This is a genomic window from Brenneria goodwinii, assembly GCF_002291445.1.
GTDB lineage: Bacteria > Pseudomonadota > Gammaproteobacteria > Enterobacterales > Enterobacteriaceae > Brenneria > Brenneria goodwinii.
Window position 1 is genome coordinate 4590794 of the sequence record NZ_CP014137.1, and the last position, 13667, is coordinate 4604460.

General features: G+C 54.6%; 11 protein-coding genes and 4 tRNA genes. All 15 read left to right on the forward strand.

From position 1 onward, the window contains the following. The first annotated feature begins 34 nt into the window (after window positions 1-34). The 15 genes from wecB to ACN28R_RS20430 all read left to right on the forward strand — a co-directional run bounded on the left by wecB (window position 35) and on the right by ACN28R_RS20430 (window position 13530). Window positions 35-1177 (forward strand): non-hydrolyzing UDP-N-acetylglucosamine 2-epimerase, encoded by a 1143-nt coding sequence (gene wecB / locus ACN28R_RS20360; RefSeq protein WP_048637089.1) that lies wholly within the window; start codon window positions 35-37, stop codon window positions 1175-1177. Next, complete coding sequence (gene wecC / locus ACN28R_RS20365) at window positions 1174-2436, forward strand: UDP-N-acetyl-D-mannosamine dehydrogenase (RefSeq protein WP_048637090.1); 1263 nt, start codon at window positions 1174-1176, stop codon at window positions 2434-2436. Before wecB ends, wecC begins: the two co-directional genes overlap by 4 nt. Beyond that, the gene (gene rffG, locus ACN28R_RS20370; protein WP_183096766.1) at window positions 2427-3500 is read left to right on the forward strand and encodes a dTDP-glucose 4,6-dehydratase; all 1074 of its coding nucleotides are present in this window, start codon (window positions 2427-2429) and stop codon (window positions 3498-3500) included. The genes wecC and rffG overlap by 10 nt, the downstream gene beginning before the upstream one ends. 70 nt (window positions 3501-3570) lie before the next feature. Beyond that, window positions 3571-4314, forward strand: a complete 744-nt coding sequence (gene rffC, locus ACN28R_RS20375; protein WP_095835333.1) for a dTDP-4-amino-4,6-dideoxy-D-galactose acyltransferase — start codon at window positions 3571-3573, stop codon at window positions 4312-4314. A gap of 4 nt (window positions 4315-4318) precedes the next feature. After that, entirely contained in the window at window positions 4319-5449 is a 1131-nt protein-coding gene (gene rffA, locus ACN28R_RS20380) for a dTDP-4-amino-4,6-dideoxygalactose transaminase (protein ID WP_048637091.1), read from the forward strand. Window position 5450: 1 nt separating this feature from the next. After that, entirely contained in the window at window positions 5451-6701 is a 1251-nt protein-coding gene (gene wzxE / locus ACN28R_RS20385) for a lipid III flippase WzxE (RefSeq protein WP_095835334.1), read from the forward strand. Then, window positions 6698-7783 (forward strand): TDP-N-acetylfucosamine:lipid II N-acetylfucosaminyltransferase, encoded by a 1086-nt coding sequence (locus tag ACN28R_RS20390; protein WP_095835335.1) that lies wholly within the window; start codon window positions 6698-6700, stop codon window positions 7781-7783. Before wzxE ends, ACN28R_RS20390 begins: the two co-directional genes overlap by 4 nt. Further along, window positions 7780-9159: an ECA oligosaccharide polymerase gene (gene wzyE / locus ACN28R_RS20395; protein WP_095835336.1), complete on the forward strand. Its 1380-nt coding sequence runs from the start codon at window positions 7780-7782 to the stop codon at window positions 9157-9159. The genes ACN28R_RS20390 and wzyE overlap by 4 nt, the downstream gene beginning before the upstream one ends. 11 nt (window positions 9160-9170) lie before the next feature. Then, entirely contained in the window at window positions 9171-9911 is a 741-nt protein-coding gene (wecG, locus tag ACN28R_RS20400) for a lipopolysaccharide N-acetylmannosaminouronosyltransferase (RefSeq protein ID WP_095835337.1), read from the forward strand. Window positions 9912-10091: 180 nt separating this feature from the next. After that, window positions 10092-11483 carry a bifunctional threonine/serine APC transporter ThrP gene (gene thrP / locus ACN28R_RS20405; protein WP_095835338.1) on the forward strand — a complete coding sequence of 464 codons (1392 nt, stop codon included), beginning with the start codon at window positions 10092-10094 and terminating at the stop codon, window positions 11481-11483. A gap of 139 nt (window positions 11484-11622) precedes the next feature. Then, window positions 11623-11699 (forward strand) — tRNA-Arg (locus ACN28R_RS20410). A gap of 100 nt (window positions 11700-11799) precedes the next feature. Further along, window positions 11800-11875 (forward strand) — tRNA-His (locus ACN28R_RS20415). 22 nt (window positions 11876-11897) lie between these two features. Continuing rightward, window positions 11898-11984: transfer RNA gene (locus ACN28R_RS20420), tRNA-Leu, on the forward strand. A 45-nt stretch (window positions 11985-12029) separates the two neighbouring features. Continuing rightward, window positions 12030-12106, forward strand: a tRNA-Pro gene (locus tag ACN28R_RS20425). A gap of 266 nt (window positions 12107-12372) precedes the next feature. Beyond that, window positions 12373-13530, forward strand: coding sequence for an amidohydrolase (locus ACN28R_RS20430; RefSeq protein ID WP_048637097.1), 1158 nt, complete (start codon window positions 12373-12375; stop codon window positions 13528-13530). Window positions 13531-13667: the final 137 nt, after the last annotated feature.

The window sequence follows — 13667 nt, forward strand, 5'->3', positions numbered from 1 at the left end:
CAATCTGCGTCTAACTTGATTAAAGAGATTCACTGTGAAAGTGTTGACTGTTTTCGGCACCCGGCCGGAGGCCATCAAGATGGCTCCGCTGGTCCGTGTTTTGGCTCAGGATGAAGCCTTTGAATCAAGAATTTGCGTAACGGCCCAGCATCGGGAAATGCTCGATCAGGTGTTGCGTTTGTTCGATATTACTCCTGATTATGACCTGAACATCATGCAGCCAGGCCAGTCACTCAGTGAAATATCCAGTCGGATCCTGAGAGGCCTGGAGCCCGTGATGGCGGAGTTTAAGCCTGATTTGGTGCTGGTTCACGGTGATACCACCACCACATTGACGGCCAGCCTGGCCGCGTTTTATCAACGTATTCCGGTCGGACATGTCGAGGCCGGGCTACGTACCGGCAATCTGTACTCGCCCTGGCCGGAAGAAGCCAACCGTAAGTTGACCGGACACCTGGCGATGTTTCATTTCGCGCCGACGGAGAACTCCCGCCAGAATCTGCTGCGCGAGCATTTATCGGATCGGCATATTTTCGTTACCGGGAATACGGTGATAGATGCGCTGTTCTGGGTACGGGATCGCATCGTTAACGATGCGCAACTGCGCCGCAGTCTGGATGAAAAGTACGCCTTTCTGGATACCAGCAAAAAACTGATTCTGGTTACCGGACACCGGCGTGAAAGTTTTGGCCGGGGCTTTGAGCGCATATGCAGCGCGCTGGCGGATATCGCTCGGCGTCACCCGGAGGTGCAGATTGTTTATCCGGTGCATCTTAACCCGAACGTCAGCGAGCCGGTGAACCGGATCCTGAGTCAGATTGATAATGTGATGCTCATCGCGCCGCAGGATTACCTGCCTTTTGTTTATCTGATGAACCGTTCTTATATGATCCTGACGGATTCGGGGGGGATTCAGGAAGAGGCGCCGTCGCTGGGCAAGCCGGTACTGGTTATGCGCGATACCACCGAACGCCCCGAGGCGGTGGCAGCGGGCACGGTCAAACTGGTGGGTACGGATGTGGTAAAAATTGTCGATACCGTCTCTCAGCTACTGACGGATGAAAATGCATATCAGACCATGAGCCGGGCGCATAATCCTTATGGTGACGGTCATGCCTGCCAGCGTATTGTCGATGCGATCAAAAATTATCAAAAGAACCATCAGGTGACACCATGAGTTTTGACACTATTTCGGTTATTGGGCTGGGTTATATCGGTTTACCGACCGCGGCCGCCTTTGCTTCACGCAAGAAGAACGTGATCGGCATCGACGTGAATAAACAGACGGTAGAGACCATTAACCGGGGTGAAATCCACATTGTTGAGCCGGATCTGGACACATTGGTCAAAGTCGCGGTCGAAAACGGCTATTTACGGGCGCTGAGCAAGCCGGTGGCGGCGGATGCTTTTTTGATTGCCGTGCCGACGCCGTTCAAAGGCGACCACGAGCCGGATATGGCCTATGTGCAGGCGGCGGCGGAGTCTATTGCGCCCGTCCTGAAGCGCGGCGACTTGATTATTCTGGAGTCGACTTCGCCCGTCGGGACAACCGAGCAAATGGCCGAGTGGCTGGCGCAGGCGCGGACGGATTTAACCTTTCCGCAGCAGGCGGGCGAAGCCGCCGATATCAATATCGCTTACTGTCCGGAACGCGTGCTGCCGGGGCGGGTGGTGGTTGAACTGATTAAAAACGATCGGGTGATCGGCGGGATGACGCCGGTCTGTTCTGCGCGCGCGAGCGAACTGTACAACATCTTTCTTGAAGGTGAGTGTGTGGTTACTAACTCACGCACCGCCGAAATGTGCAAGCTAACGGAAAACAGCTTTCGTGACGTCAATATCGCCTTCGCCAATGAACTGTCGCTGATCTGTGCGGAACAAAATATTAACGTATGGGAACTTGTCCGATTGGCAAACCGCCATCCACGCGTCAATATTCTGCAACCCGGCCCTGGCGTCGGCGGACACTGCATTGCGGTTGACCCCTGGTTTATCGTTGCGCAGAATCCGCAGCAGGCGCGGCTGATTCATACGGCCAGGCTGGTAAACGATGGCAAACCGCTATGGGTTGTCGATCGGGTAAAAACGGCCGTCGCGGATTATCTGGCCCAGGCGGATAAACGCGCCAGCGAAGTGACGATTGCCTGCTTTGGTCTGGCGTTTAAGCCGGATATTGACGATTTGCGTGAAAGCCCGGCGGTGGAAATCACGGAAATGATCGCACAGTGGAACGCGGGCGCCACGCTGGTGGTGGAACCTAACGTCAGGCAACTGCCGGCGGCATTGATGGGGCGGGTGGCGTTGGTTGATATCGACGCCGCGCTGCGGGATGCCGATGTGCTGGTCATGCTGGTCGATCACCGTCAGTTCAAAGCCGTTGATCCCGAAGATATTAAACAAAACTGGGTTGTTGATACAAAAGGAGTATGGCGTTGAAACGTATTCTAATCACCGGTGGGGCCGGGTTTATTGGTTCGGCTTTAGTCAGGCATATTATTACCGAGACGCCAAACAGCGTGGTCGTGGTGGATAAACTCACCTATGCCGGGAACTTAGCTTCTTTGGCTCCGGTAGCAGACAGCGCGCGTTTCGCTTTTGAACAAGTTGATATTTGCGATCGTGCGGCGTTGGATAAGGTGTTTGCCGACTATCAGCCAGCCATGGTGATGCACCTGGCGGCGGAAAGTCACGTCGATCGTTCCATCGACGGCCCCGCAGCGTTCATTGAAACCAATATAGTGGGTACTTACTCTCTACTGGAAGCCGCCCGTCATTACTGGCAAGGCATGGAAACCGCGGAAAAAGCGGCGTTCCGTTTCCATCATATTTCCACGGACGAAGTGTTCGGCGATCTGCACGGTACGGACGATCTGTTTACCGAAACCACGCCTTATGCGCCCAGCAGTCCTTATTCGGCCTCCAAAGCGTCGAGCGATCACCTGGTTCGCGCCTGGCTGCGCACCTATGGACTGCCGACCATCATCACCAACTGTTCCAATAACTACGGCCCTTATCACTTCCCTGAGAAGCTGATCCCGCTGGTTATTCTGAATGCCGTTGCGGGTAAACCGCTGCCGGTGTATGGCGATGGCGCGCAGATCCGCGACTGGCTGTTCGTCGAAGATCACGCCCGCGCGCTGTATAAAGTGGTGACGGAAGGCGTCGTTGGGGAAACCTACAATATTGGCGGTCATAACGAACGCAAAAATATCGAAGTGGTGCAGACGATCTGTGATTTGCTGGAAGAGTTGGCGCCGAATAAACCGGCGGGCGTGCGGCACTATCGCGATTTGATCACCTATGTTAAGGATCGTCCCGGTCACGATATGCGCTACGCTATTGATGCCGGCAAAATTGAACGCGAGCTTGGCTGGCGTCCGCAGGAAACGTTTGAAAGCGGGATGAAAAAAACCGTGAGCTGGTATCTGAATAATGAAAAATGGTGGCGCAGCGTGCAGGATGGATCTTATACCGGCGAACGTTTAGGCCTGGATAACTAATCAGGTTCTTCGCCGTTGTGAGCGTGCATACCGGGCAAGTATTCCCTGCATCTTGAAATCTATTGGGTAGATGACAGATATGACGCTTTCTGTAGCAACACGCTCGCCAGCACGCATCCATGCCGATATTGAACCGCTGGATTGGGAAAGCCGTTTTTTCAGTCTTGCCAGCGGCAAGCTGAATTTTTCACCGGCGGCGCCCGCGCTCACGTTGGACAGGCTGAATGGCTTTGCGCTGACGCAGGCAAAAATAGCGGCGGATAATATGCCGTTGGCCGATGCGCTGGCGGATTTTGGTTTTCGTCTGGCTGAGGGGGAGGTCGATCTCTGCCTGTCGCTGGACGACGCGCCGGAGGATGCCGTTTCGCTTCAGCCGCGTATTGCCGACCGTGCCGATATCCCGGCGCTGCGCGACGCCGCGTCACAGGTTTTCGCGCTGAGCCGTTTTCGCACGCCCTGGTATCAGCCTGAAGACAGCGGACGATTTTATGCCCAGTGGGTGGAAAATGCCGTGCGCGGCACCTTTGATCATCAGTGTCTGTTGATTGAAAGCGCCGTCGGGCAACCGTTGGGGTGGGTGACGTTGCGTCAGTTGAATCAATCAGAAGCCCGTATCGGACTGCTGGCGGTCTGGCCGGGCGCTACGGCGCGCGGCATCGGTTCACGGCTGATGTCGGCGGCGGAAATGTGGTGCCGGCAGCGGGGCGTGCAACGTTTATGGGTCGCGACACAGACAGGCAATGTGGCGGCTCTTCGTCTTTATCTCCGTCGCGGTGCCAGAGTTGAGAGCGCGGCCTATTGGTTATACAGGTGATCACATGATTCCGTTTAATGCGCCACCGATCGTGGGAACTGAACTCGATTATATGCAGGCCGCCATGAGCAGCGGCAAACTGTGCGGCGACGGGGGTTTTACCCGTCGCTGCCAGCAGTGGCTGGAGCACTATTCCGGCAGCGCCAAAGTGCTACTGACGCCATCCTGCACCGCGTCGCTGGAAATGGCGGCGATTTTGCTGGATATCAAACCCGGCGATGAAATCATTATGCCGAGTTACACGTTTGTCTCCACCGCCAATGCCTTTGTGCTGCGCGGCGCCCACATCGTGTTTGTCGATATTCGACCGGACACCATGAATATCGATGAAACGAAAATCGAAGCGGCGATTACGGATAAAACCCGCGTTATCGTTCCGGTTCACTATGCCGGCGTGGCCTGCGAGATGGATGCCATCATGGCGCTGGCGAAGAAGTATGACCTGTTTGTCGTCGAAGATGCCGCGCAGGGCATGATGTCCAGCTATAAGGGCCGGGCGCTGGGCGCCATCGGTCATATCGGCTGTTTCAGCTTTCATGAAACCAAAAACTATACCTCTGGCGGCGAGGGCGGCGCGACGCTGATTAACGACCCGCGACTGATTGACCGGGCGGAAATCGTGCGGGAAAAAGGCACCAACCGCAGTCAGTTCTTCCGCGGCCAGGTAGACAAATATACCTGGCGCGATATCGGCTCCAGCTATTTAATGGCGGATATTCAGGCCGCTTATCTGTGGGCGCAGTTGGAGGCGGCAAAGCAGATTAACGATCGCCGTTTACGCCTGTGGAAAAACTATCAGACAGCCTTCAAACCGCTGGCGGATGCAGGACGCATCGCCTTGCCGTCGGTGCCGGCAAACTGTGTTCACAACGCGCATATGTTTTATATCAAGCTGCGCGATGCGCAAGATCGCTCCGCATTCATCAGCCATATGAAAGAAGCCGAGATCCTGACGGTATTTCACTATATTCCGCTGCATAGTTGTCCCGCCGGGATCAATTTCGGCCATTTTTCAGGCGACGATCGCTACACCACGCAGGAGAGCGAACGTCTGGTGCGGCTGCCGCTGTTCTATAACCTGACTGACGTTAATCAACGTACGGTAATCAATAGCATCCTGAGTTTCTTTTCCTGATATGTCGTTGGCGAAAGCATCAATATGGACGGCTGGCTCTACGCTGATAAAAATCGGCGTGGGGCTGGTGGTCGTCAAACTGCTGGCGGTGGCGTTCGGTCCGGGCGGCGTCGGGCAGGCGGGAAATTTTCGCCAACTTATCACGGTGTTGGGCGTATTGTCCGGCGCGGGGATTTTTAACGGCGTCACCAAATATGTTGCGGAATATCATCAACAACCGGAGCGGCTGAAACCGCTGCTGGGCACCGCTGTTGCGCTGGTGCTGGGGTTTTCCTTGCTGCTGGCCGTAGTGTTTGTGTTTGCCGCCGCGCCAATAGCCAATGCGCTGTTCGGGCATGAGGAATACCGCGATGTTATCCGCGCGCTGGCGTTTATCCAGATGGGTATCGCCTATGCCAATCTGTTTCTGGCGATCTTAAAGGGTTACCGCGATGCGGTGGGAAATGCTTTAGCGGTGATCGGCGGCAGCCTGATTGGTTTGGTCGCCTACTGGCTGTGCTTTATGCTGGGCGGATACGCCGGCGCGTTGGCCGGGTTGGCGTTGGTGCCCGCGCTGGTGGTATTACCGGCGGTAGTGCTGATGCTGCGGCGCACGCCGTTGTCCCTGCGGGCATTAAAACCAGCCTGGGATAACGCCATTGCCGGACATCTGGGCAAATTTACCCTGATGGCGCTGATGACGGCGGTAACGCTGCCGGTGGCCTATATCATGATGCGTAATCTGCTGGCGGAACACTATAGCTGGGGCGATGTCGGCATTTGGCAGGGCGTCAGCACGATTTCGGATGCCTACCTGCAGTTCATTACCGCGTCGTTCACCGTTTATCTGTTGCCGACGCTGTCGCGCCTGACGGATAAAAGCGCGCTTTCTCGGGAAATTGTCCGCTCGCTGAAATTTGTGCTGCCCGTCGTGGCGGGCGTCAGTTTTTGCGTCTGGCTGCTGCGCGATGTCGCCATCTGGCTGCTGTTTTCCCGCGAGTTTATCGCCATGAGAGAGCTGTTCGCCTGGCAACTGGTGGGCGATGTGATGAAAGTGGGCGCTTACGTTTTTGGTTATCTGGTAATTGCCAAGGCCGCGCTGCGCTTTTATCTGCTTACCGAAGTCAGCCAGTTCTTATTGCTCACGGGGTTTGCGCACTGGCTGATTCCCATGAATGGCGCGCTGGGCGCCGCGCAGGCTTATATGGCAACCTATCTGGTCTATTTTTTGCTTTGTTGTAGCGTATTCATTATTTACCGTAGGCGAGCATGACGACACTGATTCATGTCCTGGGAGCGGATATCCCACATCATAACCAGACGGTTTTGCGTTTCTTTAACGATACGCTGGCGGCTGAATTACCGGAGCGGCAGGTGCGGAATTTTATGCTGGTTGCTCGTGACGCGCCGGCACAGGCCGATTTCCCCGCGCTGAATATTGCAACCTATGCGGATAAAAAAACGCTGGCTCAGGCGGTGATCGCCAAAGCCAGGGCCGATCGAAACATGCGCTTCTTTCTGCACGGGCAGTTTAATCCCACGCTGTGGCTGGCATTGCTGAGCGGCGCCATTAAGCCTGCGCAGGTTTACTGGCATGTCTGGGGCGCGGACTTATATGAAGAGGCCGGTAGCCTGAAATATCGGCTGTTCTATCTGTTGCGGCGTATTGCCCAAAAGCGCATCGGGCATGTGTTCGCGACACGGGGCGATCTGGCTTATTATCAGCAGCGGCATCGCCGCGTGCCTACGTCGTTGCTTTACTTCCCGACGCGGATGGATCCGGATTTAACCGGGCTGGAGGTGAAGAAGCCGTTGGCGGGACCGATGACGATCCTGGTCGGCAACTCCGGCGATCGCACCAACCGTCATCAGGAGGCGTTGCGCGCCATTCATAAACAGTTCGGCGCCAATGTGCGGGTGATTGTGCCTATGGGATATCCTGTGAATAACGGGCATTATATTGAGCAGGTAGAGAAACAAGGGCTGGCGCTGTTTGGCATTAAAAATTTTCAACTGTTGAAAGAGCAATTGGCGTTTGGCGACTACCTGAATATGCTGCGCACCTGTGATTTAGGTTACTTTATTTTTGACCGTCAGCAGGGCATCGGGACGCTGTGCCTGTTGATTCAGTTCGGCGTTCCCTTTGTTATCAGCCGCCAGAATCCGTTCTGGCAGGATCTTACGGAACAACATCTGCCGGTGCTGTTTTATGGCGATAGCCTGGATGAGGCATTGGTTCGCGAGGCTCAGCGCCAGTTGGCCACCGTTGATAAGCATCAGATCGCGTTCTTTAACCCCAATTATCTGCAAGGTTGGCGTCAGGCTCTGGCGCTGGCGGTGGGAGAACCAACATGACACTGGGACAATTTGGTGGCTTGTTAGTGGTTTACCTCTTTTCCGTTATTTTTATCCTGACGCTGACCTGGCAGGAGTTTCGGCGTGTGCGTTTTAACTTCAACGTCTTGTTCTCGCTGCTTTATTTATTGACGTTCTACTTCGGTTTTCCGTTTACCTGCATACTGGCGTTTCGTTTCGGCGTCGATCTGGTTCCCGTTCCCTATTTGCTGCAGGCGCTGCTTTCCGCCACGGCGTTTTACGCTATCTACTATGTTAGTTATAAAACCCGTTTACGCAAAACAACCGCATCATCCCGTCCGCCGTTGCTGACCATCAATCGGGTGGAGGCCAATCTGACCTGGATACTGCTGGCGCTGATAGCGATAGCCACCGTCAGCCTATTTTTTCTCAATAACGGTTTTTTGCTGTTTAAATTACGCTCTTATAGCCAGATTTTTTCCAGTGAAGTGTCCGGCGTGGCGTTGAAACGCTTTTTCTACTTCTTTATTCCCGCCATGCTGGTGGTGTATTTCCTGCGGCAAACGCCGCGGGCCTGGTTGCTGTTTCTCATCGGCACGCTGGCGTTCGGCATGCTGACCTATATCATTGTCGGCGGCACCCGGGCGAATATCATTATCGCGTTTGCCCTGTTTCTGTTTATCGGCATCGTGCGCAGGTGGATCACCCTGTGGATGCTGGCCGCGGCGGGCATCTTCGGCGTGGTGGGCATGTTCTGGCTGGCGCTTAAGCGTTATGGCATGGACGTCAGCGGTGACGAGGCGTTTTATACCTTCCTGTATCTGACCCGCGACACCTTCTCTCCCTGGGAGAATCTGGCGCTGTTGTGGCAGAACTACGATAAGATCGAATTTCAGGGATTGGCGCCGATTGTCCGTGATTTCTATGTGTTTATTCCCTCCTGGCTATGGCCTGGCCGCCCTAATCTGGTATTGAACAGCGCCAACTACTTTACCTGGGAAGTGTTGAACAATCATTCCGGGCTGGCGATTTCCCCAACGTTATTAGGTTCGCTGGTGGTGATGGGCGGCGTGCTGTTTATTCCATTCGGCGCGATTGCCGTGGGGTTGATCATCAAATGGTTCGACTGGGTTTACGACTTGGGTAAAAACAGCCCTAATCGTTACAAGGCCGCTATTCTGCAAGCATTTTGTTTCGGGGCGGTATTCAATATCATTGTGCTGGCGCGCGAAGGGGTTGATGCTTTTGTCTCCCGCGTGGTGTTCTTCTGCCTGATCTTTGGGCTGTGTCTGCTGGTCGCAAAACTGTTGTACTGGCTGTTGGAAAGCGCCGGGTTGATCCGGCAACGTTTATTAAGGGCCCGGCCCAACGTCGTTCCCCCTGCGCCCACATCACCTACGCGCGGCGTGCTGTAACAGGATTTAACATGCAAGCAAAAGAGCCTATTCCCACCTATTCGATCCGCGGCTTTTCTATTTGTGGTTTTCGTCATATGGCGCAATTTGTCGATCGCCTGTTCAGCGGCGATCGGGTCGCCACGGGGACGCTGGTCGCCATCAATGCTGAAAAGGTGTTGGCGGCGGAGAAAGATGCGGCGCTGCGAACATTGCTGGATGAGGCTGAATATAAGTATGCAGACGGCATCAGCATCGTTCGCTCGATCCGCCGTAAGTATCCTCAGGCGGCCGTGACCCGGATTGCCGGGGCGGATTTATGGGAAGCGTTAATGCAACGCGCGGGCGAAAAGGGCACGCCGGTTTTTTTGGTGGGCGCGAAGCCGGACGTGCTTGCGCAGACGGAGGCCAAATTGCGGACACGGTGGAAGGTGAATATTGTCGGCAGTCAGGACGGCTATTTCGCGCCGGCGCAGTGTGATGCCTTGTTTGCGCGGATCCGGACCAGCGGCGCGCAAATTGTTACCGTGGCGATGGGGTCGCCCCGGCAGGAAATTCTGATGAGGGACTGCCGCCGGTATTATCCCGATGCGCTCTATATGGGCGTTGGCGGAACCTATGATGTTTTTACCGGCCATGTGAAACGGGCGCCGCTGGTTTGGCAGAATGCGGGACTGGAGTGGCTTTACCGTTTATTGGAGCAGCCCAGCCGAATCACTCGTCAGCTTAAACTACTGAAATATCTTGCTTATCACTACAGCGGGCGCCTGTAGCCCGCCTTGCTCGCCAGACGTCAAGGTGTTATTCCACCCCGCATTATTGTATCTTCACGACCGCTAATATAACGAAAGCGCTCTCTGGCCCTATGATGAGCGCCGGATGACCCATAACAACAATAACCGGTAATAAAATAAACAACCGGAGCAAATACAACACATCAAGACAGAGGATTTATGGCAGAAGATACAAAACAGGGCAAACTCCATCGGGGTTTGGAGGCAAGACATATTGAGCTGATTGCGTTGGGCGGAACCATCGGCGTTGGATTATTTATGGGGGCCGCCAGTGCGTTGAAGTGGGCCGGACCATCGGTTCTGCTGGCTTACATCACCGCCGGGATATTTGTTTTCTTTATTATGCGGTCGATGGGGGAAATGTTGTATACAGAGCCGGTCGCCGGTTCTTTTGCGGTTTATGCCCATAAGTATATGAATCCCTTTTTTGGCTACCTCACCGCCTGGGGCTACTGGTTTATGTGGATGGCGGTCGGCATTTCCGAAATTACGGCGATTGGCGTCTATGTCCAGTTCTGGTTTCCCGAACTGCCGCAGTGGATACCGGCGATAGCCGCGGTCGTTTTGGTAGCGGTAGCCAATCTGGCTGCGGTGCGGCTGTACGGCGAAATCGAATTCTGGTTTGCCATGATTAAAATCACCACCATCATCGCCATGATTGTCGTTGGTCTGGGCGTGATTTTCTTTGGCTTCGGCAACCACGGGCAGGCAACGGGTTTTGCCAATCTAACGGCGCACGGCGGTTTCCTGGCCGGCGGCTGGAAAGGGTTACTGTTTGCGCTGTGTCTGGTCGTGGCGTCTTACCAGGGGGTTGAACTGGTCGGGATCACGGCGGGGGAAGCGAAGAATCCGCAGGTGACGCTGAAACGCGCCATCAACAATATCTTGTGGCGCATCCTGATTTTCTATGTCGGGGCGATATTTGTTATCGTGACGATTTTCCCGTGGAATGAAATCGGCACTTCCGGCAGCCCGTTTGTGCTGACCTTTGCGAAAATCGGCATCACCGCCGCGGCGGGAATCATTAACTTTGTGGTGTTGACCGCCGCGTTGTCCGGCTGCAACAGCGGCATGTACAGCTGCGGGCGTATGCTCTATTCACTGGCGAACAACCGTCAACTTCCGGCGTGGCTGGGAAAAGTGACGGCCAGCGGCGTACCGGTGGGCGGCGTCACGATCTCGATTCTCTGCCTGATGGCGGGCTCGTTGCTTAACTACATTCTGCCTAATCCGGAGAAGGTGTTTGTTTATGTCTATAGCGCCAGCGTGTTGCCCGGTATGATCCCGTGGTTTGTGGTGCTGATCAGCCAGATTCGTTTCCGTGAGCAGCATCGCGCCGCGCTGGCCGCACATCCGTTCAAATCGGTGCTATTCCCCTGGGTGAACTACCTGACCATGGCGTTCCTGCTGTGTGTTCTGGTGGGGATGTATATCAACATCGATACCCGGATGTCGCTGGTAGTCGGTATGGTATTTTTGGCTTTCGTCAGTCTTTGCTATTTTGTCCTGGGATTGGGCAGAAAACAGGCGATGATAGGGGCTAAATCGTAGCATCTGAGGGAGGGGAATACGGATTTGTACGTTATTTGACTTGAAATGAGCAAAGCATAAGCAAACGCATCATTTCGATAAAAAAGCACTAGACAGGCAACCGTTAAATCCGTAGTATCCCCTCCCGCAACGGCGCATAGCGCCCGTAGCTCAGCTGGATAGAGCGCTGCCCTCCGGAGGCAGAGGTCTCAGGTTCGAATCCTGTCGGGCGCACCACTAAGTTGTGTGCAAGAGCTGCGGTGGTACATTTACCCCGTAAAAGTAGGTAGTACCGCGTCAAAATAGTAGCAAAAAAAGCAGTAAAGCGTGGTGTATGGTGGCTATAGCTCAGTTGGTAGAGCCCTGGATTGTGATTCCAGTTGTCGTGGGTTCGAGTCCCATTAGCCACCCCAGATTTAGATGTTTGTGAGTTATGCGAAGGTGGCGGAATTGGTAGACGCGCTAGCTTCAGGTGTTAGTGTCTTAACGGACGTGAGGGTTCAAGTCCCTCTCTTCGCACCACACAAACAAAGCATTAATGATGCTTAAGTAATAAGACAGTATATTCGGCGAGTAGCGCAGCTTGGTAGCGCAACTGGTTTGGGACCAGTGGGTCGGAGGTTCGAATCCTCTCTCGCCGACCAAATTCAAAGGAAGCATATCGAAAGATGTGCTTTTTTTTCGTCCATCTTTTAATCCTGCATCATAATTTTCACCGTTGAATCGTCGTGATCGGCTGCTTATCCCCGGAAATCCTTGGTCTTACCGTTAAGATTACTAGCCCGCAGATGACTCGCTATGCATCAGATGTCATTCGCGCAGATAGCGGCAGATGGGGTAATCTTAACGGCGGAATAGATGCCTGTGAAAATAAGCAACGCCGTTAAACAGGGCGGATGGAGAAGTATTAATGAAAGTCGCACCTCAACATGAGCCCTTGGCTCAGTTTATTCAGGCGTTCCGCCACGATCTGCATCGGCACCCTGAATTATCCAATCAGGAATTTGAAACCACCCGGAAAATCAGGGAGGTCTTAGAGAAAGAAGGCATTCGCATCCTTGAACTGCCGCTGAAAACCGGCCTGGTGGCCGAAGTCGGCGGACGGCAGGATGGGCCGCTGGTGGTTGTTCGCTCGGATATTGATGCGCTGCCGATTGAAGAAGAGTCCGGCGTGGAGTATAGCTCAGCCAGCCAGGGCGTGATGCACGCCTGCGGGCATGATTTTCATGCTTCCGCCGCGCTGGGGGCCGCTATTTTGTTGAAGAAAATAGAACCCGAATTAAAGGGCTGCGTGCGTATTCTGTTCCAGGCGGCCGAGGAAACGGGATTGGGCGCGCCGAATGTTATCGCCAGCGGAGCGCTGGACGATGCGGCGGCGATTTTCGGCATTCACAACGATCCAACGCTGCCGGTTGGGGTGGTCGGCGGCAAAGATGGCGCGCTGACGGCGGGCGTAGACCGCTTCGAAATCAACATTGCGGCGAAAGGCTGTCATGCGGCGAAACCGCATGAAGGGAACGATCCTATCATTATTCTGGGGCAGATCATTGCTACCGTTCAAACCATTATCAGCCGTACCGTGCCCTCCGAGAATAACGCCGTGGTATCGATCACGCAGGTGCACAGCGGCAGTACCTGGAATGTGATTCCCGATACCGCCTATGTGGAAGGCACCGTCAGAACCTTCAGTCAGGCTATGCGTGAGCTGATTGAGCAACGCTTCCGGCAGATCGTCGCGGGCATAGCCGGCACGTTCGGCGCTGAAATCGAGTTGATCTGGCATGCCGGTCCGCCCTCGGTGGTCAACACCGCGCAGTGGGTTGATTTTGCGCTGCAGGTGGCGGAGGAGGAGGGATTCGAGGCGCGGCGCATTGAGGCCAGCCCGATCGGCGAAGATTTTGCCTTTTACCAGCAGACGCTGCCGGGCACTTTCATGATGGTGGGATCCGGCGGCCCGTATGCGCTGCATCATCCCAAATTCCGCGTGGATGACCGCGCGCTGTTCCCTACGGCTCACTATCTTTACCAGATGGCGAAGCAAAGTCTGGAGCGGCTAACGTCCCGTTGAGAGCATATGCCATGCCGGTTAAATACCGGCCTTCATCCGCAGTGCCGTCGTGAAAAAGAGACAGATAATTCACTGATAACCAAGGAATTCACGCTGTCATCTTTATTTTGTCTCCGATGGGCGACAATCCGGCTATC

Bases quoted from the DNA above. Each gene is read 5' to 3' on its own strand.
- wecC (WP_048637090.1), top strand. From the start codon at position 1,174: ATGAGTTTTGACACTATTTCGGTTATTGGGCTGGGTTATATCGGTTTA.
- rffG (WP_183096766.1), top strand. From the start codon at position 2,427: ATGGCGTTGAAACGTATTCTAATCACCGGTGGGGCCGGGTTTATTGGT.
- rffC (WP_095835333.1), top strand. From the start codon at position 3,571: ATGACAGATATGACGCTTTCTGTAGCAACACGCTCGCCAGCACGCATC.
- rffA (WP_048637091.1), top strand. From the start codon at position 4,319: ATGATTCCGTTTAATGCGCCACCGATCGTGGGAACTGAACTCGATTAT.
- wzxE (WP_095835334.1), top strand. From the start codon at position 5,451: ATGTCGTTGGCGAAAGCATCAATATGGACGGCTGGCTCTACGCTGATA.
- ACN28R_RS20390 (WP_095835335.1), top strand. From the start codon at position 6,698: ATGACGACACTGATTCATGTCCTGGGAGCGGATATCCCACATCATAAC.
- wzyE (WP_095835336.1), top strand. From the start codon at position 7,780: ATGACACTGGGACAATTTGGTGGCTTGTTAGTGGTTTACCTCTTTTCC.
- wecG (WP_095835337.1), top strand. From the start codon at position 9,171: ATGCAAGCAAAAGAGCCTATTCCCACCTATTCGATCCGCGGCTTTTCT.
- thrP (WP_095835338.1), top strand. From the start codon at position 10,092: ATGGCAGAAGATACAAAACAGGGCAAACTCCATCGGGGTTTGGAGGCA.
- ACN28R_RS20430 (WP_048637097.1), top strand. From the start codon at position 12,373: ATGAAAGTCGCACCTCAACATGAGCCCTTGGCTCAGTTTATTCAGGCG.